The organism is Streptomyces sp. M2CJ-2 (genome assembly GCF_016757295.1).
GTDB lineage: Bacteria > Actinomycetota > Actinomycetes > Streptomycetales > Streptomycetaceae > Streptomyces.
Genome location: NZ_JAESIF010000079.1, coordinates 1 through 26,090 on the forward strand (window position 1 = coordinate 1; position 26,090 = coordinate 26,090).

General features: G+C 72.7%; 22 protein-coding genes, 1 tRNA gene and 4 pseudogenes. 15 read left to right on the plus strand and 12 right to left on the minus strand.

The window, feature by feature from the left end; genetic code table 11:
* Positions 1 to 685 precede the first annotated feature (685 nt).
* Positions 686 to 934: pseudogene (locus JL475_RS33255) on the plus strand (XRE family transcriptional regulator); the annotation flags it as partial.
* A gap of 15 nt (positions 935 to 949) precedes the next feature.
* Here JL475_RS33255 and JL475_RS33260 read toward each other — a convergent pair.
* Positions 950 to 1,192, minus strand: coding sequence for a hypothetical protein (locus tag JL475_RS33260; RefSeq protein ID WP_202281923.1), 243 nt, complete (start codon positions 1,190 to 1,192; stop codon positions 950 to 952).
* A 1,135-nt stretch (positions 1,193 to 2,327) separates the two neighbouring features.
* On the opposite strand from JL475_RS33260, the gene JL475_RS33265 reads away from it, so the two are divergent.
* Positions 2,328 to 2,912: a hypothetical protein gene (locus JL475_RS33265; RefSeq protein ID WP_237409015.1), complete on the plus strand. Its 585-nt coding sequence runs from the start codon at positions 2,328 to 2,330 to the stop codon at positions 2,910 to 2,912.
* A 341-nt stretch (positions 2,913 to 3,253) separates the two neighbouring features.
* Here the strand turns inward: JL475_RS33265 and JL475_RS33270 are convergent.
* Positions 3,254 to 3,775, minus strand: a pseudogene (locus tag JL475_RS33270) (helicase associated domain-containing protein); the annotation flags it as partial.
* Between the two features lie 83 nt (positions 3,776 to 3,858).
* Between JL475_RS33270 and JL475_RS33275 the strand changes: the two are divergent.
* From JL475_RS33275 to JL475_RS33295, 5 genes and pseudogenes are all read left to right on the plus strand, one after another.
* Complete coding sequence (locus tag JL475_RS33275) at positions 3,859 to 4,578, plus strand: IS6 family transposase (protein WP_202281925.1); 720 nt, start codon at positions 3,859 to 3,861, stop codon at positions 4,576 to 4,578.
* 74 nt (positions 4,579 to 4,652) lie between these two features.
* A pseudogene (locus tag JL475_RS33280) lies at positions 4,653 to 5,642 on the plus strand (DUF418 domain-containing protein); the annotation flags it as partial.
* Positions 5,643 to 6,429: 787 nt separating this feature from the next.
* The gene (locus JL475_RS33285) at positions 6,430 to 6,897 is read left to right on the plus strand and encodes a hypothetical protein (protein WP_202281927.1); all 468 of its coding nucleotides are present in this window, start codon (positions 6,430 to 6,432) and stop codon (positions 6,895 to 6,897) included.
* Between the two features lie 119 nt (positions 6,898 to 7,016).
* Positions 7,017 to 8,135: a PLP-dependent cysteine synthase family protein gene (locus JL475_RS33290; RefSeq protein ID WP_202281928.1), complete on the plus strand. Its 1,119-nt coding sequence runs from the start codon at positions 7,017 to 7,019 to the stop codon at positions 8,133 to 8,135.
* Complete coding sequence (locus JL475_RS33295) at positions 8,132 to 9,373, plus strand: MFS transporter (RefSeq protein ID WP_202281929.1); 1,242 nt, start codon at positions 8,132 to 8,134, stop codon at positions 9,371 to 9,373. The genes JL475_RS33290 and JL475_RS33295 overlap by 4 nt, the downstream gene beginning before the upstream one ends.
* Positions 9,374 to 9,548: 175 nt before the next feature.
* On the opposite strand, the gene JL475_RS33300 is transcribed toward JL475_RS33295, so the two are convergent.
* Together JL475_RS33300 and JL475_RS33305 are read right to left on the minus strand one after the other, a co-directional pair.
* Positions 9,549 to 10,205, minus strand: coding sequence for a histidine phosphatase family protein (locus JL475_RS33300; protein WP_202281930.1), 657 nt, complete (start codon positions 10,203 to 10,205; stop codon positions 9,549 to 9,551).
* 276 nt (positions 10,206 to 10,481) lie between these two features.
* The gene (locus JL475_RS33305; RefSeq protein WP_202281931.1) at positions 10,482 to 10,874 is read right to left on the minus strand and encodes a metalloregulator ArsR/SmtB family transcription factor; all 393 of its coding nucleotides are present in this window, start codon (positions 10,872 to 10,874) and stop codon (positions 10,482 to 10,484) included.
* A gap of 94 nt (positions 10,875 to 10,968) precedes the next feature.
* Between JL475_RS33305 and JL475_RS33310 the strand changes: the two genes are divergently transcribed.
* The gene (locus tag JL475_RS33310; RefSeq protein ID WP_202281932.1) at positions 10,969 to 12,948 is read left to right on the plus strand and encodes a heavy metal translocating P-type ATPase; all 1,980 of its coding nucleotides are present in this window, start codon (positions 10,969 to 10,971) and stop codon (positions 12,946 to 12,948) included.
* Complete coding sequence (locus JL475_RS33315; protein ID WP_202281933.1) at positions 12,945 to 13,352, plus strand: (2Fe-2S) ferredoxin domain-containing protein; 408 nt, start codon at positions 12,945 to 12,947, stop codon at positions 13,350 to 13,352. Before JL475_RS33310 ends, JL475_RS33315 begins: the two co-directional genes overlap by 4 nt.
* 692 nt (positions 13,353 to 14,044) lie before the next feature.
* Here the strand turns inward: JL475_RS33315 and JL475_RS33320 are convergent.
* Positions 14,045 to 14,716 (minus strand): TetR/AcrR family transcriptional regulator, encoded by a 672-nt coding sequence (locus JL475_RS33320; protein ID WP_202281934.1) that lies wholly within the window; start codon positions 14,714 to 14,716, stop codon positions 14,045 to 14,047.
* A 178-nt stretch (positions 14,717 to 14,894) separates the two neighbouring features.
* Here JL475_RS33320 and JL475_RS33325 point away from each other — a divergent pair, with 178 nt between their 5' ends.
* The 4 genes from JL475_RS33325 to JL475_RS33340 all read left to right on the plus strand — a co-directional run bounded on the left by JL475_RS33325 (position 14,895) and on the right by JL475_RS33340 (position 17,968).
* Positions 14,895 to 15,545 carry a DUF2218 domain-containing protein gene (locus JL475_RS33325; protein ID WP_202281935.1) on the plus strand — a complete coding sequence of 217 codons (651 nt, stop codon included), beginning with the start codon at positions 14,895 to 14,897 and terminating at the stop codon, positions 15,543 to 15,545.
* A 267-nt stretch (positions 15,546 to 15,812) separates the two neighbouring features.
* Complete coding sequence (locus tag JL475_RS33330) at positions 15,813 to 16,217, plus strand: DUF6153 family protein (protein WP_202281943.1); 405 nt, start codon at positions 15,813 to 15,815, stop codon at positions 16,215 to 16,217.
* A 123-nt stretch (positions 16,218 to 16,340) separates the two neighbouring features.
* Positions 16,341 to 16,970 (plus strand): DUF305 domain-containing protein, encoded by a 630-nt coding sequence (locus tag JL475_RS33335; protein WP_202281936.1) that lies wholly within the window; start codon positions 16,341 to 16,343, stop codon positions 16,968 to 16,970.
* A gap of 98 nt (positions 16,971 to 17,068) precedes the next feature.
* Positions 17,069 to 17,968 carry a F510_1955 family glycosylhydrolase gene (locus JL475_RS33340; protein ID WP_202281937.1) on the plus strand — a complete coding sequence of 300 codons (900 nt, stop codon included), beginning with the start codon at positions 17,069 to 17,071 and terminating at the stop codon, positions 17,966 to 17,968.
* Between the two features lie 144 nt (positions 17,969 to 18,112).
* Here JL475_RS33340 and JL475_RS33345 read toward each other — a convergent pair whose 3' ends face one another.
* Positions 18,113 to 18,436 (minus strand): metal-sensitive transcriptional regulator, encoded by a 324-nt coding sequence (locus JL475_RS33345; RefSeq protein ID WP_202281938.1) that lies wholly within the window; start codon positions 18,434 to 18,436, stop codon positions 18,113 to 18,115.
* Positions 18,433 to 19,110 (minus strand): annotated as a pseudogene (locus JL475_RS33350) (HAD-IC family P-type ATPase); the annotation flags it as partial. The gene JL475_RS33345 and the pseudogene JL475_RS33350, both read right to left, overlap by 4 nt.
* 885 nt (positions 19,111 to 19,995) lie before the next feature.
* Here JL475_RS33350 and JL475_RS33355 point away from each other — a divergent pair.
* Entirely contained in the window at positions 19,996 to 22,155 is a 2,160-nt protein-coding gene (locus tag JL475_RS33355; protein WP_307825237.1) for a heavy metal translocating P-type ATPase, read from the plus strand.
* Between the two features lie 87 nt (positions 22,156 to 22,242).
* Here the strand turns inward: JL475_RS33355 and JL475_RS40595 are convergent, their stop codons facing one another.
* The 5 genes from JL475_RS40595 to JL475_RS33380 all read right to left on the minus strand — a co-directional run bounded on the left by JL475_RS40595 (position 22,243) and on the right by JL475_RS33380 (position 25,147).
* The gene (locus tag JL475_RS40595) at positions 22,243 to 22,785 is read right to left on the minus strand and encodes a hypothetical protein (protein WP_237409016.1); all 543 of its coding nucleotides are present in this window, start codon (positions 22,783 to 22,785) and stop codon (positions 22,243 to 22,245) included.
* A gap of 211 nt (positions 22,786 to 22,996) precedes the next feature.
* Positions 22,997 to 23,070, minus strand: a tRNA-Met gene (locus tag JL475_RS33365).
* A 55-nt stretch (positions 23,071 to 23,125) separates the two neighbouring features.
* On the minus strand, positions 23,126 to 23,329 hold the full coding sequence (locus JL475_RS33370; RefSeq protein WP_030850640.1) for a cold-shock protein: 204 nt from the start codon (positions 23,327 to 23,329) through the stop codon (positions 23,126 to 23,128).
* 190 nt (positions 23,330 to 23,519) lie between these two features.
* Positions 23,520 to 24,344, minus strand: coding sequence for a BlaI/MecI/CopY family transcriptional regulator (locus JL475_RS41570; RefSeq protein ID WP_202281940.1), 825 nt, complete (start codon positions 24,342 to 24,344; stop codon positions 23,520 to 23,522).
* A gap of 644 nt (positions 24,345 to 24,988) precedes the next feature.
* The gene (locus tag JL475_RS33380; RefSeq protein ID WP_202281941.1) at positions 24,989 to 25,147 is read right to left on the minus strand and encodes a hypothetical protein; all 159 of its coding nucleotides are present in this window, start codon (positions 25,145 to 25,147) and stop codon (positions 24,989 to 24,991) included.
* Between the two features lie 328 nt (positions 25,148 to 25,475).
* Here JL475_RS33380 and JL475_RS33385 point away from each other — a divergent pair, with 328 nt between their 5' ends.
* Positions 25,476 to 26,069, plus strand: a complete 594-nt coding sequence (locus JL475_RS33385; protein WP_202281942.1) for a hypothetical protein — start codon at positions 25,476 to 25,478, stop codon at positions 26,067 to 26,069.
* Positions 26,070 to 26,090: the final 21 nt, after the last annotated feature.

Below are 26,090 nucleotides of genomic sequence, written 5' to 3' on the forward strand. Positions count from 1 at the left end.
GGTGTTCTACCAGCTCGGCCGCCCTCGCCGGATGCGGGCATCGGAACCGAGATCACGACCCCGAACAGGCCCTAGAGCCTCCTCAGCCGCCCACCAGCAGGAAGGAGAAGGGATGGGGCAGAGGCCGGCTCGCCGGGGGATCGGCGGCGTGGACGTGGTGGTGCGCGTCGGCCGGCCTCCGCGCTGGCCCGGCCGCTGGAGCGTCCGGGACAGGGAAGCAGGAGTGCGGCAGCGGAGGCCGACGGCGCCTCGGGTCGTACGTTCCCGCGGCCGGAGGGGTGCCTCAGGAAGTAGTCGGTGCGGCGGGCCCTCCTTGGCCAGCGCGCTGACCTGCGATTCTTCCTCGCGTCCGTGCACGGTTGAGGCGCTTTGTGCGGCGCTCTGCAGGACGCCTTGTCCGGCGCCTTGTAGAGCGCCCTGCCGGCTGGCTCCCGGCCACTGTCGCTGCGTCGTCGAAGCTGCCCGGGCCCGCCCTGCCCGGCCGCCGATGGGCGCCGGCCGAAGAAGCCGCCACCCGTCGGCGGCTGAAGACGCGGCAGCCCCTGCGGCGCTACCGTCAAGACCCGGCGGGTGCCGTGCCGGTCTTCCTGACCGCCACCAGCGTCGCCTGGGCCAGGTTGCTCACCGACACCTCGCTTTCCAAGGCGATCACCCCTTGACCGCCCGTGTGAACACAGGCCGCCCTGCCCGGTTCGGCTTCACCGCCGCCCCCGGCACCACCGACGACGCCCGTATCCGCCACTTGGCCATCGCCCTGCCCCCGCAGTACGCGGCCCGCCTCTTCGCCGCCCAGGAGACCGGCACCGGCGAGCGGCGGCTGCGCGGCATCGCCGCCGAAGGCCTGGGGGAGGTGTACTTCCGCGACGGCGGCCGCCGCGCCCACGGCCTGGAGGTGGAGTTCACCGACGTCGAGCACCTGGAGTTCGATCTTTAGGGCCGGGCTGGGCCGTCAGACCGTGGGAGGCTGCGCAGTTGTGCATTCGGCTGTGGGTGGCTGCGGATTACCGCCGGGGCCGGTGGCCAGGGTGCGGCGTCCGGCCGGACGCGGGCGTGCGGGCCTCGGGTCGCCGGCGGCCGGGGTGGCGGGCGGGCGTTCGGCGGCGAGCTGGGCGCGTGGCGCGGGCGGCAGCTCGGTGTCCGCTTTGGTGGCGGTGCGGGTCGGTCCGGTGCCCAGGGGGCGGCGGTCGGTCATGCCGGATTCTCGCCCGGCGCGCGTTGTTCTTCCTCACCGGGATCGCCGTGGGCGGCGGCGGGTTCCAGGGCGCGCGGGTCGTGTGCGCCCCGTCCACAGCACCCTGCGCTGCTGCGATCGCGGTAGGTGGTAAGGCGGCAGAGCCGGGGAGACAGCTGGGTTGTCGGTGAAGGTGCGGTGTCGGCGACGGCATTCCGGCCGTGATGGCGCGCAGCCGCAGGTCTTGCCTGTGCTCACAGAGCGTCGCAACTCCACGATCACGGAACCTGTGCCTGTCCTGTCTGCCCGCTGGTCCCTGCCGGCCGCCTGTCTGCGCGACCTCTGACTCGCCGGCGTTCGGGGCCGGCTCGGGCGCGGGTGCGGCAGCTCTGGTGCCCTGGGCCCGGGGGAGGAGGCCGGCGGCGGCTTCTGCGGCCGCCCACCCGGGTCTACGACAGCGTGCCGCCCGCCGTCGGCAACGGGGGCGGTGCGGGTGAGCGGAAAAGCGCGAAGGGGCCGGGTACCGGACACGCCGGCCCCGGGTGTCCGCGATTGGCTCGCGGCGAGAGGCATCATGTTCCTGGCCTGCTCGCGCGGTGGCGCGCGGGGACCCGGCGAGCCGGGTTCCGGTTCGCCGGGCGAGCCGCCCCCGGCACCGTGGGCACAGCCCGCCCTGGGCGGCGGGCACGCGTCCGGGGCGCTCGGGCGGGCCCGCCGGCCGGCCGCGGGTGCCCGGTGACGAGGACCTCGAGCCGGCGTCAGGTCTTCGCTTCCACCGGGACGTTCTGCGGGAACCTCATCCTGCAGACGGCACCGCGCCATGGGCCCGCCCGCGCGCCCGAGCACCCCGCCCGGTAGCACCATGGGGAGACCGGTTTCACCCAGCGTGTCAACAAGCGACACGCCGCGGCCGCGGGTGAGCGGGCGCCGGAAAAGTCCCCCGGACGGCGTACCGGTGCATCAAGTCCACTACAGGAAAAGCAAGCTGATTACACGTCAGCGCGCCATGACACAGCATGCGGGCGCCCCCTGTGACCTGATTGGAGTCAATCTGCTGAATTCCCCTTATCTCTCGATATGACAGATATGGGAATCGGTCAGTACGTTCATCACGAGTCGGCTGCTGGCCGATTTCCCGAGACAGGAGAAACGTGTGATGAAGACTCGTCCCACCGTCGTTACCGCGGCCGTCGCGGCCGCCGCGGCCCTGGCCGCCACCGGTATCACCTACGCCTCGGCGTCCGCCTACGAGCCGGCCCAGGCCGCCCCCGCGGTCCAGCAGGCAGCCGCCCCCGCCGCGGCCCCCCTGGGCGGCGAATCCGGCGAGGGCAACGAAGGCCGGGGCTTCGAGGGCAAGGACCACGAAGGCCGGGGCTTCGAGGGCCGGGAGTTCGAAGGCCGGATCCACATCAACGAGCGGTCGTTCTCCGCCCACCCGGGCGGCTGCGTCACCATCGTGAGCGGTCTGGGCTCGCGCAGCCTGAACATCCGCAACGACAGCCGCAGGACCGTCGAGGTCTTCCGCGGAGCCACCTGCGACAACGGCGCCCCCATCGCCACCGTCGGACCGCACAGCTCCAGCGACGGCGTGCACCCCGGGCACGTCAGGGGCGGCGTCTTCGTCAAGAACGGAGTGGTGGGCAGCTTCCGGGTCGTCCACCACTTCGGCAAGCACGGCGGGAACGAAGGATTCGGCGGACGCGGCGGGAACAACGGATTCGGCGGACACGGCGGACGCTGACCGAACCGCCGCCCCGGCACCACGCAAAGACCCCGGCCCGCTGGAATCGGGCCGGGGTTCTGCCTGCAGCATTCCACCCCGAACACCCGCTTTCACCCACCCACCCGGGCACCCCGGCATAAATCCGGACAACGACGCCCTGCCGGCCCAGCCCCACCCGGAAGTGCATCCCGGCCGCTGGTTCAGCCGGCGTCTGATCCGCGTCGTCATACACCGCGGTGGAGACGGCAGCATTGGGTGCCGTCGACTTGGTGACGTTGTCGTTGTATTTCTGTGCCAGAGCAACGAAAACCTACGCAGCTGACCCGCACCGAAGCTCACATCACCCCAGCCAGCGACGGCTACGCCCACTGGATGCCTAGTTCCTGCAGCGCGTTCAGTTGTTCCTGGGTGAGTTTGTCGCGGCGGGTCTTGGTGTTGGAGATCCATACGCCCAGTTTCACGGTCATCGGTTCTGTCTCGTCGTCGACGGTGATCTGTTCGCTGTGCCCGCGTGGTACCGGCCGGTGGGAGCCTTCCCGTTCGACCCATTGTGCGAGGGCGGTCAGGCCGCACTGGAAGGCTTGCTGGGCTTTGCTCAAGCTCTTCCCACTGCTCTTGGCCGTCGGAGCGGGAGACGGGGCCTCAAGCGGCTGTACGCCCAGCGCGGTCAGCCGTTGCTGCTGCTCGGTCGCCAGCTGCTTCCAGGTGCCCGGCTGTTTCTGCCGCTGAAGCCACCGCCCGATGTCGTCGCCGTCCATCAGCACCCCGGGTGCGACGGCCGGCAGCACACCGTCGGCCTCATCGGCGGCGAGGTCGGCGAGGATGCGGTAGTGGCGTTGCCAGTCCAGCGGCCACGGGCAGTTCCAGTCCTCATCGATGGCCGCCAGCGGCATTGTCAGGTTGGCTGCTGGCCTGCCGATACGATGATCTTCGAGTTGGCTTGCCGGGTCCGGGGAGGGACAGCATGGAGGCCGCAGCTCCGTCGTACAAGGGCTTCCGCTACCCGGCGGAGATCATCGCGCACGCGGTGTGGCTGTATCACCGCTTCCCACTCTCTTTCCGGGAGGTCGAGGAGCTGCTGCTCCAGCGAGGTGTGATCGTCTCCTACGAGACGGTCCGGCAGTGGTGCGCCAGGTTCGGGCCCGAGTACGCCGCCGGGCTTCGCCGCCGCGGGCCGCGGGCCGGTGAAAAGTGGCACCTCGACGAGGTCTTCGTGAAAATCAACGGGGTGCGGTACTACCTGTGGAGGGCCGTCGACCAGGACGGCACCGTGCTGGACATCCTCGTGCAGTCCCGGCGCGACGCGAAGGCTGCGAAGCGGTTCCTGGCCAAGCTGATGAGGAAACAGCGCCGGGTGCCACGGGTGCTGGTCACCGGCAAGCTCCGCTCCTACGGCGCCGCCCACCGGGAGCTGATGCCCTCCGTCGAGCACCGGCAGTCGAAGTACCTCAACAACCGGGCGGAGAACAGCCACCAGCCCACCCGGCAGCGCGAACGCGCGATGAAGGGCTTCCGCAGCGTCGGCGCAGCCCAGCGGTTCCTGTCCGCGTTCAGCGGTATCTCCTCCCACTTCAGGCCCCGGCGCCACCTGCTCACCGCCGCCGAACACCGCCTGAAGATGACCATCTGCTTCGCGATCTGGGCCCAGGTCACCGGCGCGGTCGCTGTACCCACAGCGGCGTGACCCAGGGCCGGCACGGAGCCCCATCACCCCGGCCGCACCCTTAACCCGCAGCGCCCACAACAAGTTGACAACGCCGCCCGCACCCCAGGACCGGGCGGTCCGGGCGACAGGCGGTGGCCCGGATCGTGATCCGCGCCGCCGTCCTCCTGGGGGTCGGCTACGCCCTGACCGCCCTGGACACCGGGGTCGACGTGATCCTCAGCTTCTACGGGCTGCTCTTCCTGACCGTCCTCCCGCTGTACCGCTTGCGGGCCAAAACGCTCGCGCTCATCGCCGGCGCGGGCGCACTGATCCTGCCCCAGGTCCTCTACGCGATCCGCCGGTCGATCGAGGGCGGGACCTGGGCGGACGCCATCGCCGCCGGCGACCCGCTGGCCCGGGCCACCGACACCGGCGGGATCATCGAACTGCTGTTCACGGGAGAGTATCCGGTCCTCACCTGGATGCCGTTCCTGGCCGCGGGCATGGCAGTGGCCAAACTCGATCTCACCCGGCCCGGCATCCGCTCCCGGCTGGCCCTGGCCGGCGGAGCGCTCGCCCTGTCCGGCTACGGCGGCTCCTGGCTGGCCCTGCGCCTGGTCCCGCACGCTCTCACCGCCGTCGCGGGCGCCACGGGCGGCGGTTCGGCGGCCTCGGGATGGTGGTCCGACGCAGTGGGCGAACCCGAGAACCACACCCCGCTCGCCTGGCTGCTGGTGGGCGCGCCGCACAGCCAGACGACCTTCTCGATCCTCGGCAACACGGGGGTCGCCCTCGTGGTGCTGGCCGCGTGTCTGACCGTCGCCGCCCGGCTGCCGCGGCTCACCCGCCTGGCCACCCCCGTCGCGGCGGTCGGCACGATGGCGCTGACCGTCTACGTCCTGCACATCGTCGCCCTCTGGTTCTTCGCCGACGTCTGGTACGTGGCCGCGATCGAGGCCGACACCATGAACGCGCTGCCGGCACTCCTGGGCTTCATCGCGGCCGCCACGCTCCTGGCGGCCGTGTGGACCCGCCTCTTCCGGCGGGGCCCCCTCGAGCACCTGCTCCACCTCGCCGACCGGCCCGCGCGCCACGTCCGATAGGGCGGCACACGTGAGTTGCGCGGCGGGGTCCCGGCCCGCCCGGCCCCTCGCCCGTCCGAGGCAGAGTGGAGAACATCCGTGTCCTGGGCGTCGACCGGCAAGCTGACGGCTTCCGTCTCAAACTGGCCTCCGGGGAGAAGGTGCGGGCGCGTACCGTGGTGGTGGCCGGCGGCATGGACGGCTTCGCATACGTTCCCGAACCGGTGGCGGTGCTCGCACCAAAGGGACTCGTCTCGCAAAGCTCGCGGCACGCCGACCTCGCGACGTTCGCCGGACAGGTCGGGGCCGGCCGGTCGGCCCCGGAGAGCGCGGCCCTGCTGCGCGAGACCGGGGCAGAGGTCCGGCTCCTGGTGCGCGGGACGCGGGAGGCGGCTGGTGTTCGGGGCGGCTCCGACGCCTGCGCCGCACTGGCAGCCGGACCCCCGCTCGGCCGGTCGTGGGGGCTGTACGCGGTCGTTCACCAGGCAGCCGGCTGCCGCTTCCTGCCCGCCTCGGCACGGTTGAGGCTGGTGAACCGGGTGCTGGGGCCGTTCGGCTCCTGGTGGGCTCAGGCCTGGAGGCGAGGTCCGGTTCGGGCAGCGCAGGCTCCCTCACGGAAGCGACGTCGAGTGCCCCGCCGGTCTGCGCGCACCGCGGGGCAATCAGGCAGTCGGTCGCCGGAGGGCTTTCGGTCACGGCACGGGTTTGTGGCCGTCCGCTTCCGTCCAGCGAATCCCCGAGGTCGACACACCCCGGCACGCCGCCCGCCCAGCGCAACAGAAAGCAATCATTCCATTACGCTCCGCATGTGGGCGGTAGGCGGATCGGAACAGGGATCCCCGGGCGGTCGGGCCATGTCGGCCCGCTGCTGGGGCTTGTCCTGCTGATCGTCGCCCATCTGGCGGGCACCGTACACGGCTCCTCGTACGACGGCCCCCATCTGGCGGTCGGCATCGAAGCCGCAGCCTCCACCCACCCGGAAGCCGGCACCGGCCACGGACGCGGCCCGGTTCTCGGGCACGACCACGAGAGCGATGACCACGCTCCCGCGCATCACCACGAGGCCGACGATCACATCGAGCACGCGGCGGACCGGCCCAGGGCCTCCGCCGATGCCACCGTCGTCCTCGGGTCCGGTCACCTCTGTGCGGACGTCGCACCGCCCCCGGTGGCGGGGGCCACGGCCGCGTACGCCGCCTGGGCCGGGCCACCTCATGCCGCGCGTGCCACGGACAGCCGTGGCACCCTCGCGCTCCACTGCGTCTGGCGCTTCTAGGCGCGCCCGCACGCCCCGCCCGCGCCCCGACACGGTGGCCGAGGCGTGCCCGCGCGCCCATGCACCGCAACGACCGCACCCGCCGACGCAAGACGCGGGTGCGAAGGAGCCGCACGCCCATGCACGTCCCCCTGCTCGCACACCGCGGGGCGCACGCCCCGCTGTCCGTGACCGCCCGCCGCCCGGCCCACCTGGTGGGCCACACCCCCCTCCTGTGGATCGACGAGCCCTTCGCCCCACCCGGCCGCGGCTTCCACGCCAAGCTGGAAGGCGCCAACCCGGGCGGCATCAAGGACCGCCCCGGCCTGCACATGATCCGCGAGGCGCGGCGCCGCGGCGACCTCGCGCCCGGTGCACCGATCGTCGAATCCTCCAGCGGCACCCTAGGCCTCGGACTCGCCCTGGCCGGGCTGACGTACGGCCATCCGGTCACCGTCGTCACCGACCCGGGCATGGAGCCGTCGATGGTCCGCCTGCTCACCGCACGTGGCGCACGCGTCGACCAGGTCGCGGCACCGCATCCCGACGGCGGCTGGCAGCGGGCCCGCCGCGAGCGCGTCGCCGACCTCCTGGATGCCGCTCCGGGCGCCTACTGCCCGGACCAGTACCACAACCCCGACAACACGGCCGCCTACCGGCCGCTGGCCGCCGAGCTCATCGCACAGCTCGGCCGCGTCGACGTGCTGGTGGCGGCGGTGGGCACGGGCGGCCACTCGGCCGGCATCACCGCGGGGCTGCGCGAGCGGTGCCCCGAGCTGCGGCTGATCGGGGTGGACGCCATCGGCTCCACGATCTTCGGACAGCCGGCCGGGCCACGTCTCATGCGGGGACTGGGCTCCAGCATCCACCCGTCGAACGTCGACTATGACGCGTTCACCGAGGTCCACTGGGTGGCCCCGGCCGAGGCGGTGTGGGCCTGCCGTGAGCTCGCCCGCCGGCACTACGCGTCCGGCGGCTGGAGCGTCGGTGCGGTGGCGCTGGTGGCCGGGTGGGCGGCACGGACGTACCCCGCCGGTACGCGCATCGCCGCCGTCTTCCCGGACGGCCCGCACCGCTACCTGGAGACCGTCTACAACGACGCCTGGTGCCGCGAGCACGGCCTCCTCGGCCAGGAACCCCCGCCGGGGCCCGAGGAGATCGCCGAGCCGGACGAGTGCGTGGTGACCTCCTGGACGCGGTGCGGCCGGGTGCGGGATCCGCTGGGGCGCCAGGCTGAGGCGAAGGCGGGTGTGCGATGAGGCGGCTGCGGGCCCAGCTGGCCTCCTTCGACCGCCCGGCCCGGCTGCTGATGGTGAACCAGTTCGCCATCAACCTCGGCTTCTACATGCTCATGCCCTACCTGGCCGACCACCTGTCCCACGGCCTCGGGCTCGCCGCCTGGGCGGTCGGCCTGGTGCTGGGCGTGCGCAACCTGTCCCAGCAGGGGATGTTCCTGGTCGGCGGCACGCTCGCCGACCGCTACGGCTGCAAACCGCTGATCCTGGCCGGGTGCGCCCTGCGGACGGTCGCCTTCGGGCTGCTCGCGGTGGCCGACAGCCTGCCCGCGCTGATCGTCGCTTCGGCGCTGACGGGCCTGGCCGGGGCGCTGTTCAATCCGGCCGTGCGCGCGTATCTGGCGGCGGACGCCGGTGAGGACCGGCGGGTGGAGGCGTTCGCCGCCTTCAATGTCTTCTACCAGGCGGGCATCCTCGTCGGCCCGCTCGCCGGGCTCGCCCTCCTGACCTGGGATTTCGGCGTGGTGTGTGCGGTCGCCGCGCTCATCTTCGGCGCGCTGGCCGTCCTGCAGGCCCATGCCCTGCCGCCTCGTCCGCCGGCCGGCCGCAGCGCGGAGCCGGCGTGGCGGGCGGTGGCCGCCGACTGGCGCACCATCGCCGCCAACCGGCCCTTCCTGCTCTTCGCCGCCGCCATGGCGGGCTCGTACGTTTTGGCCTTCCAGGTCTACCTCGCCCTGCCGCTCCGCGCCCGTGAACTGTTCGGGGAGCGGGCCGGGGTGGTGACCGGCGCGGTCTTCGCCGTCTCGGCGCTGGCCGCGCTGTCCGGCCAGCTGAAGCTGACCGCCTGGGCGAAGCGGAGCCTGCCCGGGCCGCGGGCGATCGTGTACGGGCTGGTGCTGATGGGGGCGGCGTTCCTGCCGCTGCTGCCCGCGTCGTACGACCCCGCCGTGGGGGTGGGGGCGCTGACGCTGTGTGCGGCGCTGCTGGCCTGGGGCGGGGCGCTGCTCTACCCGTTCGAGATGGACACCGTGGTCCGGCTTTCCGGCGACCGGCTGGTCGCGACGTACTACGGCGCCTACCACACCGCCTCCGGCCTCGCGATCTCGCTGGGGAACCTGGCCGTGGGGGCGTTGTTCGACACCGGTGTGCGCTGGCTGCCATGGGCCGCTCTGGCCGGCACCGGGCTGGTGTGCGCGGGGTTGGTGTCACGGCTGCACCGCGCCGGGTACCTCGCGGCCGAGCCGGTTCCGGTACCGGGGTGAGGTGACGCGGCTGCTCCGGCACTGGTCCCGGCCACGACGGCCGGGGCCTCGGCCGACGCTTCGGGATGCGGCGCGAGCCGCTGGACAGCGCATCCCTGCCTGTCACGCTCTAGCCAGTGGACTATCAGGCCGACAGCGTCGCCGGACGCGCCCCTCCCATATCGGCTGGCCTGGGTCAGGCCACTCTGTCTCCGCGGAGGCGGGGGCCGCGGTCGCTGACCGTGCGCCGGGGCGCGGTCAGCACGGTGAGGGGAGGAGCCGGAGGCCGACCAGGGCCGCGGGCGCAAGACGTGGCGGTCGGCTGGGCGCTCCAGACGCCATCGCGCCACGTGAGGGAGACGGGGTGCAGGGGCGGTACCCGGAGCGTCCAGAAGGCTCGGACTGGTACGGACCAGGCATGGAGGAGTAGGGCCCGCACCACGGCCGGTTCGGCGATGGCCAGCGCGCGGCCTGTGTCCGGCGGCAGGGCGCCGAGCCAGTGCGCGATGCGGCGGCAGAGTTCGCGGACGGTTTCGCCTCCGTGCGGCGCGGCATCCGGGTCCGTGAGCCAGGCGCTGTATCCGTACGGGTCCGCGGCGGCGATGTCGGCCACCGTGCGGCCGCGCCAGGTGCCGCGGTCGAGGTCGCGCAGTGCGGGCTCCGCTGCGGCCGTCAGCCCGAGGGCTGCGGCGGTCAGCGCCGAGCCGGACGAAGGCGATCTCATGGCCGGCGCGTGCGCGGGCAGCGATGCCACGGCGGCGCCCGCGCCTCGGAGTTCGCACTCACTGGGCGGGGCGTCACCGAAGACCGTGTCTGCCGGGGGCGCGCACAGAAGCGTCAGGCGGATCGTCATGGGTCTGCCCTCCTCTTTGGCCCGGCCTGTCGTGGTGACGTCCTTCCAGCGGCCGCCGCAGGGCGGTCAGCGCCGGCTCCACGACGCGGAGCACGAGCGGTCGACACATTCCACGTCACGTGCTCCAGGGTCTGCGCATGCTCCTGCCGTGGCCATCCGCCAGGAGTCCGGAGCGTCCTTGCCAACCGGCCGGTGCGAGCCCGCCACCTGGCGGACCTCCGCTCCGATGGACGGATGCACGGCGAGGGCGGATGCGGTGGCTGGGCCAGGGATGACTCAACCGGCGCCGGCCGCCGCGGCCGGGGCCTGGGCCGGGGTGTCGCGCAGGCCGAGGCGCAGATGCTCGACGTGGTAGAGGGCCTGCTCAAGGAGTTCGGCGACGTGGTTGTCGTACAGCGAGTAGACGATCGAACGGCCGTGGCGTTCGCCGGTGACCAGGCCGAGGTTGCGCAGGAGCCGGAGCTGGTGGGAGCAGGCGGAGGCTTCCATACCGACGGCGGCGGCGAGGTCGCCGACCGAGCAGGGGCCCTCCTGGAGCCGGGCCAGGATGTACAGCCGTGAGGGGGTGGCGAGGGCCTGGAGGGTGGCGGCGACGTCGGTGGTGCCGACCGCGTCGAGGCGTTCGCGGGTGCTGGCGGTGCTGGTGGTGGTGTCGCGTCCGTGGCCCATGCCCCCATCCTACCAATGACGACTGAAGAGATGTTCATACGTTCCTGTAGGGTGGAGGTGTCGCCCCGTCCCGCCCGTGAAGGGTTGCTTCGCCATGTCTTCCGTCCTGGACCAGCAGCGGTCCGCGCCGCCCGTCGGCGCCCCGCGGCCAGCCCCGCCCCGGCGCCGCACCCGCCTGCTGGCGCTGCCGGAGGCCCGGTGGGCGCTCGCCGCGCTGGTGCTGTTCCTGCTCGCCCTCCCCCTCTACCTGCTCGGCGCCCCGGCCTGGCTGTGGGGACCGCTGTTCGCCGCCACCTACGTCACCGGCGGCTGGGAGCCGGGCTGGGAGGGCCTGAAGGCCCTGAAGGACAAGACGCTGGACGTGGACCTGCTGATGGTCGTCGCCGCCCTCGGGGCCGCCGCGATCGGCCAGGTCCTGGACGGCGCGCTCCTGATCGTCATCTTCGCCACCTCCGGCGCCCTGGAAGCGGTCGCCACCGCCCGCACCGCCGACTCCGTGCGCGGCCTGCTCGACCTCGCCCCCACCACCGCCACCCGGCTCCTGCCGGACGGCACCGAAGAGACCGTCGACACCGAGCACCTGGCGGTCGGGGACACCATCCTGGTCCGCCCCGGGGAGCGGGTCGGCGCCGACGGCCAGGTCCTCGACGGGGCCAGCGACGTGGACCAGGCCACCATCACCGGCGAACCCCTGCCGGTGGCCAAGCAGGCCGGGGACGAGGTGTTCGCCGGCACCGTCAACGGCACCGGCGCCCTGCGCGTGCGCGTGGATCGGGATCCGTCGGACTCGGTGATTGCCCGGATCGTGACGATGGTCGAGGAAGCCTCAAAGACCAAGGCCCCCACCCAGCTGTTCATCGAGAAGATCGAGCAGCGCTACTCGATCGGCATGGTCCTCGCGACCCTCGCCGTCTTCGCCGTCCCGCTCGCCTTCGGCGACACGCTCGACTCGGCCCTGCTGCGGGCGATGACCTTCATGATCGTCGCCTCGCCGTGCGCGGTGGTGCTCTCCACCATGCCGCCGCTGCTGTCCTCGATCGCCAACGCCGGCCGCCGCGGCGTGCTCGTCAAGTCCGCCGTCGTGATGGAACGCCTCGGCCAGATCGACACCGTCGCCCTGGACAAGACCGGCACCCTCACCGAGGGCACCCCACGCGTCACCGACATCCGCCCGCTGCCCGGCAGCGCCCTGGACGAGGACGAGGTGCTCGCCCTCGCCGCCTCGGCCGAGCACCCCAGCGAGCACCCCCTTGCCCGCGCCGTGGTCGCCGCCGCCCGCGAACGCGGCCGGCCCCTGTCCGACGTCGAAGGCTTCACCTCCACCCCGGGGCAGGGCGTCACCGCCACCGTCGACGGCCACGCGGTCACGATCGGCGCACCCGCCCGGCTGCTGGACGGTGCCGCCCACGAGCCGCACCGGGAGGTGGTGGCCGAGCTGGAGGGGGCCGGCCGGACCGCGGTCGTCGTCCTGCACGACGGGGTCCCGGTGGGCGTGCTGGGGGTCGCGGACCGGCTGCGGCCGGACGCGGCGGCCACCGTCGCCGCCCTCACCCGGCTGACCGGCCGCATCCCGGTGCTGCTGACCGGCGACAACGAACGCGCCGCGAAGCATCTGGCCGCCGAGGTCGGCATCACCGAGGTCCGCGCCGGGCTGCTGCCCCAGGACAAGGTGGCCGCCGTCAAGGAGTGGGAGGCCCAGGGGCGGCGGGTGCTGGTCGTGGGCGACGGCGTCAACGACGCCCCCGCGCTGGCCGCCGCGCACTCCGGTATCGCGATGGGCAAGGCCGGCTCCGACCTCGCCCTGGAGACCGCCGATGCCGTCGTGGTCCGCGACGAGCTGGCCACCGTCCCGTCCGTCGTACAGCTCTCGCGCACCGCCCGCCGCATGGTCATCCAGAACCTGGTCATTGCCGGGGTGTTCATCGCCGTCCTGGTCGCCTGGGACCTGATCGGCACCCTTCCCCTGCCCCTGGGCGTCGCCGGACACGAGGGCTCCACCGTCATCGTCGGCCTCAACGGCCTGCGCCTGCTGCGCGAGGCCGCCTGGCCCCACCTCGCCAAGGACACCGCATGAGCAAACGCACCCGCCGCGCGACCCCCGTAACGGGCGCGGCACGGCCCACCGTCACCGTCTGCCGCGGCTGCTGCTGCGGCACCCCCAAGATCGGCGGCCTCGACCACCCAGCCCAACTGCGCGACCTGCGCCAGGCCCTGGGCGGCACGGCGACCGTCCGGGTCACCGACTGCCTCGACGCCTGCGAGCGCGCCAACGTCATCGTCGTCCAGCCCTCCGCGGCCGGCCGCAAGGCCGGCGGGCGCCCCGTCTGGCTCGGCCTGGTCAACGACCCCGACGCCACTTCCGACATCACGGCCTGGATCAAGGACGGCGGACCGGGCCTGGCCGATCCGCCCGGCATCCTCGACCTCTACACCTTCCGCCCCTCCCGCCGCGTTCAAGCGGAACTCCACGACGCATGACCCCGAAGCCCGCCGCGTCTGTCGGCCATCGTCTGCCGACAGACGCGGCGGGCGTCCAATGAACCCGGCCATCCCCGGGCACCGGGGCGGCGCCGACCCCATCAGATCCGATGGTGATCGATGACAGGGTTTGACGACAGACAGGGTCCGTTCCTCCACGCGGAGAGGGCCCCGATGGCGAACCTGACCTACAAGCGGGTCTCGACCGACCAGCAGTCGACCGCCCGGCAGAACCTCGTCCTGGACGAGGCCGGAATCGAAGAACCGGTCGTCCTCGAGGAAGACACCGACACCTCCAACCGGCCCCCACTCTCTCCAGTGCCCGAAGTTCAGTGCGCTCCTGGCCTACGCGCGGCCGGGGACAGCATGTCGTTGATGGAAGTGGGCACGGGGCCGCTCCTGTGCTGCCGGGGGCCGGCGCGCCATGCGCCCCTTTGGGACGCTTGCCGGGTATCATCACGCCGAGCGCCGTAAGTAGCCGCGGCCCCGCGACTGTCCGGGCGGACGGGAGGCTCCGGCGCGGTGCGGGACCCCGAGCACCCCGGTCAGTCCACGCGAGTCCTGCGCGCGCCCTGCCCATCGCCCCTGGGGCTTGCCCCCACCGCACGGGCAACAGCGCCACGGCCGCGCCGGCGGCTGTCCCGGCGCACCGGGTGCACGCGTCGGTGCACCCGCCGGCGATCGTGACGGTCTCAGTCCTGGCGGTGAGAGCCCGGGGCAGGCCGGTGCTCGGAGCGGTGCGGCGGATGGGCGGAGGCGTCCGTGCCCGGCGCGGGTGCCGCAGCGGCGGCTGCGGAATGAATTCCGGCCAGGGTGACCGTGACGAGACGGTGCACCGCGGCCTGGGTGGGCAGGACGCCGGCCGCGGTGAGGGCGTGCAGGCAGTAGCTCGCGAGTTCACCGGGCGCAACGTCGCCGCGGACGCTGCCCTGGCGTGCGCCGTCGGCCAGCAACTCCTCGATCATGCTGTGGAGCTGCCCCTGGGCCCGGGCGACCTGCGGGTCGCGGTGCAGGAAGGCCACCAGGCCGCTCTCGTGGTGGCCGCTGGTGTCGTGCCTGCTGAGGGCGAAGGCCCGCAGCACGGCCTCGAGCCGTTCACCGGCATCCGTGCTCTGGTCGCGGACCCGCACCAGGTGCTCGAGGTGGTGGCCGATCTGGCGCTCGTGCCAGGCGAGCAGGATCGACTCGACGTCCGGGAAGTACTTGTACAGCGTGGCGCGCCCGATCCCGGAGTCCTTGGCGATCCGCGACATCGTCACCGACGCGAGCCCGTGCTCTGCGACCAGCGCTGCGGTGGCGTCCAGCACGGCGGTGCGTACGGCGGCGCGGTGCGCGTCGATCGTCTCGGTCCACAGTTTGGGCACGGCCACAGCCTACATTCTGCTACATCCCCGACACTGTGCATTGACAGAGACAAACTGTCTCGATAATTCTGGCGGCGGTGCGCTTCCGGCCACCGTCGCGGCGGAAGGACGGCCATGCCCCACCCGACCGGTTCGCTTCCCTGATCCGCCCTGATCCGCCTTTCGCGAAGGAAACGCCATGCCGAGCGCCGAAGCCCACGTCGCCACCGACCGCCCGAGCCGGTATCTCATCCAACTCTGCAGGCACTTCTCCCGCACGGGCCGTCACCTCGGTCACCGGCCCCGCGCCCATCTCGGCGATGACGCGCAGACACTGAGCGCGATGCGGGCCGTGGCGGCACAGGCCCGGGTCGACTGGCCCGAGACCGAAGGCAGCGTCAGCCTCCCGTGGGGCACGATCGCTCTCCGGACCGCACCGGAGGAACTGACAGTGCGGGTCGGGGCCGCGAGCGAGGAGAATCTCCAGCGGCTGCAGACCCTGGTGGCCGGACACGTGGAGCGGTTCGGCCGGCGCGACGGACTGCAGGTGAGCTGGCAGCGGGCTGCGCCGGTCGCCGCTCCGGACCGCTCCGGCACAACCGGGGCAGCCGACACGCCCGGGGCATCGGCAGGGACGGCCGCGGGTCGGAGCCGGCGGCTGAAGCTGCTGGGCCTCGCCGCCCTCGTGGTGCTCGTCCTCGCCGCCCACCTGGGCCTGGGCGGTGCCGTGGCGGCGAACTGGCGCTGGACCGGAGGGGCCGTGGGCGCGGTCCTCGCGGCCTTCCTGGTGAAGGCGGCCGTCCTGGGCGGCTTCGCTGCCCACCGCGGCCGGGCCGCCAAGCGCCGCTAGACGTTCCCTTCAGCGCAGGGCTCTGGCCTGGACCGTGGGCGCGGCGACCTCGCGCCCGCCTTCCCCGAGGTGCGCTCCGGCGCCGCCCCGGCTGCCGGCGGGAACCGGCGCTGGAGGGAACGTCGGTGGTGTGGAGGCCGGCTGCAGATGATCACCTGCAACGGCGCACACACCAAGAACGGCGGCTACGACCGCCATGTCATCGTTTTCCTCCGCTATGCCGGTGCCCGCGGCCGGTGCGGTGCAGCGGCCCCATACGATGGCGGCATGGCCCGCACGCGCACCCTGGCAAGCGGACGCCCGAGTGGGCGTCCGCTTGCGCTGCTGGTGCTGGCGGTGCTGACCGGTGTGCTGGGCATGCATGCTCTGGCGCCCGGCGGGGTGCCGGCAGCGCAGCCGGGCGCCGGCCACGAGACGGTGATGGCCGCGGCGGACAGCGTCGCGCACGCGGACGGGGGATGCGCGCCCATCGACGGCGGATCGGGCGATCTCGATCATGCCGATGAGATGTGTGCGGCCGCCGGCACGGGCTCGGCGTACACGCCGCCGGCCCTGGCCAGTGCGGTACTGGACATGCCTGCCGCCCCTTCCCCCGCTGCGGCGGCCACCGGGCCGGCCCATGACGGTCGGGCCCCGCCCGACCTCTCCGAGCTGCAACTTCTGCGGATATAGAGCGGCCCGCTCGGCACCCTTGTGCCCCGGTGATGACCGGTGACGGGTTCCGTGCTTTCGCACGCCCTCACAACCCGTGACACCACGCGCCGCGACCGGCGCGCGTGAAGGAGTTGCACCACCATGATCCGCAAGCGTTCCCTCGTCCGCCGCACCGCCGCCGTCGCTGCCGCCGGTGCGGCGGCACTCGTCCTGGCCGCCTGTGGCGGCACCGGCGACGACGGCAGCTCGGCCGGACACGGCGGCCACGCCTCCGCACCGGCGTCGGTTTCGGCGTCGCAGGGACAGCACAACGCCGCCGACGTGGCCTTCGCGAAGGGGATGATCCCCCACCACCGCCAGGCCGTCGAGATGGCCGACCTGGCGCCCGAGAGGGCTCAGTCGGCGGAGGTGAAGAAGCTCGCCGCCGACATCAAGAAGGCCCAGGATCCGGAGATCAAGACCCTGTCCGGCTGGCTGACCTCCTGGGGCGAGGAGGTGCCCGCCGACGGCGCCACGGACCACTCCATGCACGGCGGCATGGAGGGCATGATGAGCGCCGAGGAGATGACCGAGCTCGAGAACGCCTCGGGCGAGGCCTTCGACACCGCCTTCATGGAAATGATGATCAAGCACCACGAAGGCGCGGTCGGGATGGCGAAGACCGAGCAGACTGACGGCGCCTACGTTCCCGCCACGAAGATGGCCGGAGAGATCATCACCTCGCAGAGCGCGGAGATCGAGCAGATGAACAAGCTGCTCAGCACGGACTGACCCCTGCCTCGCGAGAACGGGGCGGGCACCGCTGGTGCCTGCCCCGCACCGACACACCCCCTGATGTCTTTCTTCTCCTCCTGCTTGGACTTCACCTCATGACTCGCACAGTGCGGCGCCGCCCGCGTGCCCTGATCCTGCTCACGGTCGGTCTGCTGCTTGCCGCTTGCTCCGCCCCTGACACCACGGCCGGCACCGGCCGGGACAGCGCAGCCCCCGATCCGGGGACCGGACACCTGCACGGCCTGGGCATCGACCCGGCCGACGACGCCGTCTACGCCGCCGGCCACCACGGCGTCTTCCGCCTCGGCGGCGGCACGGCGGTCCGCGTCGCCGACCGCTACCAGGACACCATGGGCTTCACCGTCACCGGCCCGTCCACCTTCCTGGCCAGCGGCCACCCCGCCCCGGCCGACCCCGACGCCCGCTCCCCCCACCTGGGCCTGATCCGCAGCACGGACGCCGGCAAGACGTGGCAGACCCTCTCCGCCGAGGGCGAGGCCGACTTTCACGCCCTCCAGCAGGCGGGCGACACCCTCTACGGCTTCGACAGCCAGAGCGGAAAGGTGTGGGCCAGCACCGACGGCGGCCGCACCTGGGACATCCGGGCCGGTCTGCTGCTGCTCGACCTGGCCGCCCACGCCGACAGCCCCGCGACGGTGTGGGCGGCCACCGGCAAGGGCCTCGTCCACAGCAGTGACGGCGCACGCAGCTTCCGGGCCGTCCCCGGCGCCCCGGCCCTGGTGGCGGTCGACGAACCGGAGTCCGGGCTGCTGGTCGCACTGGCCGCGGACGGCCGCGTGGTCACCAGCCGCGGCGGCCAGACATGGACCGAACAGGGCCGCCTGCCCACCGGTGGCGAGCCCGCCGTGCTCACCGCCGTAACCGCCCGGCAACTGCTGGCCGCCGACAGCACCGACACCGTCTACGGATCCACCGATGGTGGCCGCACCTGGACCGTGCTCCACCGGCCGGACAGCCAAGCGGAACGCCCCTAAAGTGCACCTGCCGAGATGGCCGGCCCATGAGGCCCGCCGAGCCCGCAGCTGCGCTCACCCCCCATGGACGGGGTAGTGCGTCCGCAATGCTTGCCGCCGGGCACGCCCCAATGACGCTGCCCGTACCGGCCGGTTCGGCAACCTTCACAGACGCAGGGCACGGCGCAGGGTGCCGGTGAGTTCGGCGTACTTCTCCTCGGCCCGGGCGGGGCCGGTGCGGGCGGCGGTGGTGACGCAGCCGCGTACGTGGGCGTCGAGGAGGCCGAGGGCGACTTCCTGAGGGGCGCGGGTGGCGGCGCTGATCTGGGTGAGGACGTCGATGCAGTAGCGGTCGTCGGTGACCATGCGGGAGATGCCGCGGACTTGGCCTTCGATCTTGTTCAGACGGGCCAGGTGGTCGGCCTTGTGGTCGGCGTATCCCGGTACCGGGGTGTGCTCGTGTTCGTGGTGTGGGGCGGCGGTGGTCATCGCATGTCGCCTTCCTCGCTCGTGCCGCCGGTCGTGGGGGCGGTGTAGCGGTCGGGGGCGGCGTCGAACGTGGTGGCGCAGTGGGCGGAGCAGAAGGAGTAGGTGCCGTGCTCGGTGTGCCGGTGCTCGGCGGCGGTCGCCTTGCCCACCCGCATGCCGCACACCGGGTCCGTGACCGTGCTGTCGCCGTCGTCCCGGGAGGCGGGGTGGTGCCCGTGACCCGCCGGGGCGGCCGTGCTGCCGGCTCGGGCCCGGTCGGCGGCGGACTCGACCCGGGGCCGCACACGCGCCGGATGGGCATCGGGCAGCGGTGGGGGGTGCCGGCGGCGCAGCCGGGAGGCGTTGGTGACGACCGACAGCGAGCTGAGTGCCATGGCCGCGGCGGCGATGACCGGGCTGAGCCGGATGCCCCACAGCGGATACAGGGCGCCGGCGGCGAGGGGGACGCCGACGGTGTTGTAGACCAGGGCGAAGAACAGGTTCTGGCGGATGTTGCGCATCGTGGCCCGCGACAGCCGGATCGCGGTGACGACACCGCCGAGCGAGCCGGAGATGAGAGTGATGTCGGCGGCCTCGATGGCCACGTCGGTGCCGGTGCCGGTGCCGATGGCCAGGCCGACGTCGGCGGCGGCCAGGGCGGGCGCGTCGTTGATGCCGTCGCCGACCATCGCGACCGACCCCCTCGTCCTGCAGTCGCTTGACGACGTCGACCTTCTGCAGGACTCGAGATTCACCTCTGCCGTGTCGATGCCAGGGCGGTGGCCTGCTGAAAGACTTTTTTTAAAGGGCTCAAGGTGCCTGAGCTGGTGGCCAAGGCCCTCGAGTCCGCACCCGTCGGCGGGATCGATGTCGGTGGCCGCATCGTCTCCGTCGACTTGGACATCGCCGCGCACAACCCGGTCTGCACCGGCAGCGGCGGTGGCAGCTCGACGGTCCTCCGCACTCTCACGGCCCGGCTCCTGCACCGCAGCGCCTACGCCTTGGTCCTCAACGCTGAACGGATCTCCCACCAGTGGTCGAAGGGGCTGCTGACGGTGACGTACCGCGCCGACGTTACCGACATCCATGACGCCCTGGTCGGCCTCGCGGCCGAGCTCCAGCGTCGCATCGACCCCTGTGACCAGTACGGCGACCCCGAGGGACCTGCCACGCCTGTCGGTGGTGTCCGAGGGTGCCAGCGCCCTCATGCGGCGACGACTTTTCGAGCGGCACACCCTCCACGGGGAGTATCTACCGGCCGCCGTCACCCCGGCGGACCGGCCTGCCCAGCCTCTCGCGGACCTGTGCGGACGGCGCCCCGAAGGCGGCGACCGGCCCCGAGCTGCATCAACCGCCCATCCGCGATGAGGCGATGGAGCTCATAAGTTCGGGCCCGGTCGGGAATACGAGCGGTTCACGCACGGTCTACAATAATACCCCCCTAGGGTATCAGTCGAGGTGTCTCGGCCGCAGGGGCGCCCGGAGAGGAAGCGATGAGCATGCCCCACCACGAGCACGGATCGCCCCCAGGCATACAAGGCGAGGGGCGGGATCACGCCCGGGAGGCCACGCATGGCCCGGTGCCCGAGCACGACCGGCACGGCGGGGTGGACACCGACGCCATGCATGAGCACGTCCACGACGGCCACGGGGGTCAGGACCCGCACTCCGGTCACGACATGTCTCACACGGGTCACGGCGGTCACGGTGACCATGTCGGGCAGTTCCGCCGACTTTTCTGGATCATGCTCGCACTCGCTGCTCCCACCGTGCTGCTCAGCCCGATGTTCGCGACGGTCCTGGGCTACGACCTGCCGGACGTTCCCGGGCTCACGTGGGTCTCGCCGGTCCTGGGCACCGTGATCTACGTCTGGGGCGGCCGGCCGTTCCTGACCGGCGCCGTCAGTGAACTCACGGCCCGCAAGCCCGGGATGATGCTGCTGATCGGCATGGCCATCACCGTGGCCTTCCTCGCATCCTGGGGCGCCACGCTCGGCGTGCTGTCCCACGAGCTCGAGTTCTGGTGGGAGCTCGCCCTCCTGGTCGTGATCATGCTGCTCGGTCACTGGATCGAGATGCGCTCCCTCGCCCAGACCTCCTCCGCCCTGGACTCCCTCGCCGCACTCCTGCCCGACGAGGCGGAGAGGATCGATGGTGACACCGTCGTCGTGGTCGCCCCGTCGGAGCTCCAGCTTGGTGACGTCGTCATCGTCCGCCCCGGCGGCCGTGTCCCGGCCGATGGCGAGGTGGTCGACGGCGGGGCCGACGTCGACGAGTCGATGATCACCGGTGAGTCCAGGCCGGTGCGGCGCGGGGTCGGCGACCAGGTCGTCGCCGGCACGGTGGCGACCGACAGCGCGCTGCGGGTGCGGATCTCCGCCGTCGGGGACGACACGGCCCTCGCGGGCATCCAGCGCCTGGTCGCCGAGGCCCAGTCCTCCTCCACCCGCGCCCAGCGCCTGGCCGACAAGGCCGCCGGCTGGCTGTTCTGGTTCGCCCTCGGCGCCGCCGTGATCACCTTGGCCGCCTGGCTGCTGCTGGGTACGCCCGAGCAGGCCTGGATCCGCGTGATCACGGTGCTGGTCATCGCCTGCCCCCACGCCCTGGGTCTGGCGATCCCGCTGGTGGTCTCCATCGCCACGGAGCGCGCCGCCAAGGGCGGGGTGCTGGTCAAGGACCGCATGGCGCTGGAGCAGATGCGCACCGTCGACGCCGTCCTGTTCGACAAGACCGGCACCCTGACCAAGGGCGAGCCCACGGTGACCGGGATCGAACCCGCCGGCGGCCGTGGTGAGGACGACGTGCTGGCCCTGGCCGCCGCGGCGGAGAGCGACAGCGAGCACCCCCTGGCCACGGCCATCGTCGGGGCGGCACAGACGCGCGGGCTGGAGGTGCCCGGGGCCACCGACTTCTCCTCCTCCCCGGCCGTGGGGGTGCGGGCGGTGGTGGACGGCACCGTGATCGCCGTGGGCGGTCCCTACCTCCTCGAGGAGCACGGCCTCGACGAGTTGCCCGTCGCCGACGCGTGGCGGCAGGAGGGCGCGATCATTCTGCACGTCCTCGCCGACGGCCGGGTGATCGGTGCGCTGCGGCTGGCCGACGAGATCCGGCCGGAGTCCCGCGAGGCGGTGGACGCCCTGCACGCGGCGGGCACCCAGGTCGTGATGATCACCGGCGACGCCCGTGCGGTGGCCGCCACCGTCGCCGGGGAACTGGGCATCGACCGCATGTTCGCCGGGGTGCGGCCCGAGGATAAGGCGGCCAAGGTCGCGGAGCTCCAGTCGGAGGGGCTGAAGGTCGCCATGGTCGGTGACGGGGTCAACGACGCCCCGGCCCTCGCCCAGGCGGATGTCGGCATCGCCATCGGTGCCGGCACGGATGTCGCGATCGCCTCCGCCGGAGTCATCCTCGCCTCCGACGATCCGCGGTCCGTGCTGTCGGTCATCCAGCTCTCCCGCGCCTCGTACCGCAAGATGAAGCAGAACCTGTGGTGGGCGGCCGGATACAACCTCGTCTCCGTGCCGCTGGCCGTCGGCGTGCTGGCCCCGGTCGGTTTCGTCATGCCCATGGCCGTGGGTGCGTTGCTGATGTCGCTGTCCACCGTCGTGGTGGCGATGAACGCCCAGCTGCTCCGGCGCCTCGACCTCAGCCCTCGGGCCAGTGCCGGCGCCGTGCGCGGCGCTCCGCCCGTGCGCGGCGAGCGAATCGACCGGGGCGAAGCGGCCCTCGTGCGCCACTGAGCCCGAGGCGGCGTCCTGTCGGGCCGCGGATCGGGCGGGCGAGGATCGTGGCGCCCGAAGCGGTGGCCGCCCGGGCGAAGGCCCCCTTCATCGGATCGACGGGGCCTCCGGTCTCGTGCAGTTGGGCGAGGTCGGTGTACCCGCCGTTGCGGTACGGGAGGCGGCTGTCCTACGGCTTCTCGTCGGCGTCGTACCGCTGCGGCGAGCGGGCAGGGGAGTGGCGACGAAGGCATCCCTGCCGTACGTGATCTCGACCGGCTCTTCGACGCACAGCACGCGCCAGACCGGACGGGCAGTCACGCAGACGCTCGGCTGGGACACCCCGGCCGAGCGCCTGCGCTGAGGATGCGTCCACTTCCGGGCGACGAATCGCCGGTGCCAGGCCGGCAGCGCGGTAGGGGTGACCGCGAACACCTGACGCCGGCGCTCGCGTGGGACCAGCCGGGAGAGCACGGCGAGCCAGATCCGGTCGGCGGGCTCGTAGCGGACCCGGGCGATCTGGCGGCGCAGCACCGCGTTCTCGTGCCGCAACGCCGGCACCTCCGCATCCTTCGCTACGCGGCTGCGCAGCACGGCAGCGGGCACCTTGATCAGATTCCGGACCAGCACGGTGACGATCGTCAGTGGCATCGAAGGATCATCCCAGGCGCCGCGGAGGCCGTTGCCCCACACGAAGAAGCTGCAGGCCAGACCCGGAATCGTATTTCCGAGCGGGACACGATCACGCGGACATGCTCCCAGCGGCCGCCCCACCACCACTCCCACCCGGGGCAATGACTTTTCGAGCGGCACAGGCTGGATGTGGCGAGGGGCCCGGCTGGTGCCGGGCCCCTCGTTCTCGTAGCGGGGACAGGATGTGAACCTGCGACCTCTGGGTTATGAGCCCAGCGAGCTACCGAGTTGCTCCACCCCGCGTCGGTGATGCCGCTCTACCCAGTCACTCTCGCGGGGCGGTGCGCAGTTGCCTTTGTCAGCCGCGCACGATGTTCTCGGCCTGGGGGCCCTTCTGGCCCTGGGTCACGTCGAAGGTGACCGGCTCGCCCTCGACCAGCTCCCGGTAGCCGTTGCCGGTGATGTTGGAGTAGTGGGCGAAGACGTCCGGGCCGCCGCCGTCCTGGGCGATGAACCCGAAGCCCTTTTCGGCGTTGAACCACTTCACGGTGCCGCTGGCCATGCTGCTTGTCCTTCGATCTCGCCGAGAGGTCCCGGCTGGTCTGTGGGCAGGGCCGTCCGTAGCCGGAAGGCACCCGGCGTCCGTTCTACCCCGTCGGCGCGCGGTTATCCGACTTCTTTGCCGGTCGCAGCGTGCCGGGTGCCGACGCCCGGGACGGTGCAGCGCGCCAAGACGGGCGGCACGGCCCTCACTAGGCCTGCGCCGGCACCTTCGCGGTCGCCGCGGCGCCGGCCGTCTCGGCGGCCGGGGAGGCTTCTGCGGCTGCGTCGTCCGCGGCGGGCGCGGACTCGGTCACGGCGGTGTACAGCACGGTGTTCTTCTGCTTGGTCCGCTCGATGCGGCTCTTGGCGACCAGCCGCTCCAGGGTGTTGCGCACGGTGTTGATGTCCCGGGCCCGCTCGGGGTACTCCCGCTCCAGGTCGCCGGTGACCTCGCCCGCGGTGCGCGGCTGCCCGGCGTGCTGGCCGAGGACGCTCAACAGCAGCTCTCCCAGGGCCGGTTCACCGGTCTTGGCCGCCGTCTTCTTCGCCGCAGGAGTCTGCTTCGCTGCTGACTTCTTCGCCTCCGGCTTTTTCGCGGTGGCCTTTTTGGCCGTCGTCTCCTTCACGGCCGCCTTCTTGGCCGTGCTCCTCTTCGCGGCCGTCTTCTTGGCCGTGGTCTTCTTCGCGGGTGCCTCGGCCGGCTGGTCCTGCCGCTGCTTGGGCACCGCCGCGGAAGCCTCAACATCGGTCGCTTCGGACGGCTCGGCCGCTTCGGCCGGCTCGGTGGGCCCGGACGTGTTGTCCTGCGGCGGTGCCGGCTCGCCCTCGGGCGCCCGGGCGCCGGCGTCGGCCTCGGCCGGGGCGGACACCGTCTCCAGTGCCTTGACCAGCCAGGCTTCGTCCGCCTCGAGCTGCTCAAGACGCTTGCGCAGACGGGCCTGTTCCTCCCGGTTGTCCGCGAGGTGGCCGGCGAACTGGGCCGCGTACTGGCTCCGCAGGCTCTGGGTGGTGGGCTCTTCCGGCTCGGTGGCCACGCGGCACGCTCCTTCATACGGGGGTTGTTGCTGCCGGATGCTACTCACCCAAACGGGACCGTCGCCGCTGTCCCGGGCAAACGCCACCCTTGCGGACAGCCGCCCACGGCCTGCCGCACCTCCCGGCACCGGTCCGCCGGAAGGGGCACCGGATGCGAAACCACCTCACCGTCTCCCGCTTCACGGTCCGCCCGGACCCGGCCCGCACAGACGCCCTGCCCGCGAAGACGGCACTGCCGTGACCGCCGGTACGCGCCGTTTCGTGCCGCCGCGATGCACAGCGGGGAAGGGACCGCCGTGGACGACGGTTTCACCACCGACGACCTCACGGCCGTGCGGCGCAGGGGAGAGCTGCCCGCCTTCCCGCGCTTCCGCATCAGCCGCCCTGGCCGGACCCGGTCATGGCGCAGCGCACACCGCGCGCCGGGCCACCGGCCCGGCGCCTGGCCGTTCTCCACCGCCACTGCCGGCCGCCACCCTCCCGCGACCGTCCGGCTTGATGTCCCGGTGCGAGATATCCCGCTCGGCCGGCCCGGCCAGAGTGCCGGCCACCTGGCGGAGCGCCCTACCACCTCCCGCAGCTCGGCCGGCCGCCCATCAAAGCTGAGAACATCGGGCAGTTTCACGGCCTTCGGCATGACGAACTACTGCGGCGGATCGCCCGGGCCGACGTCGAGCACCGGCACGACACCCGCGACCTGGCCCCGGGTCAGCTGCCGCATGCGCCGCACCTCCTCCGGGAAGCGCTGTCGCGTGGTGCCATTGACCTTGCCGTTCCTGCTCGGCCGCGGTGACTTCAGCACGCCTTCCGTACCCTCCTCATGCCGCCCGAAGTGGACGTGCCCGAAGTTCTTCACAGCATGGACAACACGCCACGGGCCCCGCGAGAGGCGAGCAGGTGCAGACATGTCAGGCAAGGTGGAGCAGCAGGGACACCGCCCGCGGCCCCTTCACCCAGTCCCTGTCCGACGCGCCTGGAGAGCCTGCCCGGGCCCGCCCGGCGGAACACCCGCCCATCACGGTGCGCCCTCTCCCGGGACAGCGCCCGACATCCGTCGATGCCTGCTACCGGCCACCGAGCGGGTAGCTCATAGTGGACCGACACCCCTCGAGCAGCCAGAACGGACGGCCGTGACGACCGCCTACAGCCAACCCTCCACCGAGCGCGTCCCCGGACGGGCCTGGACCGTCCGGATCACCGGACACAGCGACCGCTCCGCCACCGTCTCCTGCAGCACCCCCGCCTGCCGGATGCCGCCCCGCTCCAAGGACCTCGCGGCGCTGCGCGCGTTCGCCGCCCGGCACGCCGCCGCCCACGCCAGGGCCGCCACCGTCCGCCCCCGCGCCTGGTGCCACTGCGGCTCCCAGCGCTGCGCCGCCCACCCGGATGCCAGGACGCACTGCGCGGGCGCCGTGCTGCTCATCCTGCGCCACGATGCCACCGTCGGCCGCGTCTGGAGCGTCGAGGAGGTGTGCGAGGCCTGCGCCCCGCTGCTGGCGCACGCCACCGTCCTCGCCCGCGCCGCTCAGCCCCGGCGCCGCGCCGCCCAGCCCACCGCCGCCCAGGCCCCGGTGCAGGTACCGGCTGCCCGGCCCGGCATCCCGGGCGGCTTCTCCGCACCCGCCACCGGCCCCGCCGAGGTCGAGGGCCGGACCGCGCCCGCACGGCGAGGCCGCCGCGCCCCGCAGCGCCCCCGCCGCCGGGGCCCGGGCCAGAGCCGTTGACCGTCCGGCGCGCATCTGTCG

Bases quoted from the DNA above. Each gene is read 5' to 3' on its own strand.
- JL475_RS33315 (WP_202281933.1), top strand. From the start codon at position 12,945: ATGAGCAAACGCACCCGCCGCGCGACCCCCGTAACGGGCGCGGCACGG.
- JL475_RS33335 (WP_202281936.1), top strand. From the start codon at position 16,341: ATGATCCGCAAGCGTTCCCTCGTCCGCCGCACCGCCGCCGTCGCTGCC.
- JL475_RS33305 (WP_202281931.1), bottom strand. From the start codon at position 10,874: ATGGGCCACGGACGCGACACCACCACCAGCACCGCCAGCACCCGCGAA.
- JL475_RS40595 (WP_237409016.1), bottom strand. From the start codon at position 22,785: ATGCCACTGACGATCGTCACCGTGCTGGTCCGGAATCTGATCAAGGTG.
- JL475_RS33325 (WP_202281935.1), top strand. From the start codon at position 14,895: ATGCCGAGCGCCGAAGCCCACGTCGCCACCGACCGCCCGAGCCGGTAT.
- JL475_RS33275 (WP_202281925.1), top strand. From the start codon at position 3,859: ATGGAGGCCGCAGCTCCGTCGTACAAGGGCTTCCGCTACCCGGCGGAG.
- JL475_RS33330 (WP_202281943.1), top strand. From the start codon at position 15,813: ATGGCCCGCACGCGCACCCTGGCAAGCGGACGCCCGAGTGGGCGTCCG.
- JL475_RS33295 (WP_202281929.1), top strand. From the start codon at position 8,132: ATGAGGCGGCTGCGGGCCCAGCTGGCCTCCTTCGACCGCCCGGCCCGG.
- JL475_RS33260 (WP_202281923.1), bottom strand. From the start codon at position 1,192: ATGACCGACCGCCGCCCCCTGGGCACCGGACCGACCCGCACCGCCACC.
- JL475_RS33345 (WP_202281938.1), bottom strand. From the start codon at position 18,436: ATGACCACCGCCGCCCCACACCACGAACACGAGCACACCCCGGTACCG.
- JL475_RS33370 (WP_030850640.1), bottom strand. From the start codon at position 23,329: ATGGCCAGCGGCACCGTGAAGTGGTTCAACGCCGAAAAGGGCTTCGGG.
- JL475_RS33290 (WP_202281928.1), top strand. From the start codon at position 7,017: ATGCACGTCCCCCTGCTCGCACACCGCGGGGCGCACGCCCCGCTGTCC.
- JL475_RS33265 (WP_237409015.1), top strand. From the start codon at position 2,328: ATGAAGACTCGTCCCACCGTCGTTACCGCGGCCGTCGCGGCCGCCGCG.
- JL475_RS33310 (WP_202281932.1), top strand. From the start codon at position 10,969: ATGTCTTCCGTCCTGGACCAGCAGCGGTCCGCGCCGCCCGTCGGCGCC.
- JL475_RS33300 (WP_202281930.1), bottom strand. From the start codon at position 10,205: ATGACGATCCGCCTGACGCTTCTGTGCGCGCCCCCGGCAGACACGGTC.
- JL475_RS33340 (WP_202281937.1), top strand. From the start codon at position 17,069: ATGACTCGCACAGTGCGGCGCCGCCCGCGTGCCCTGATCCTGCTCACG.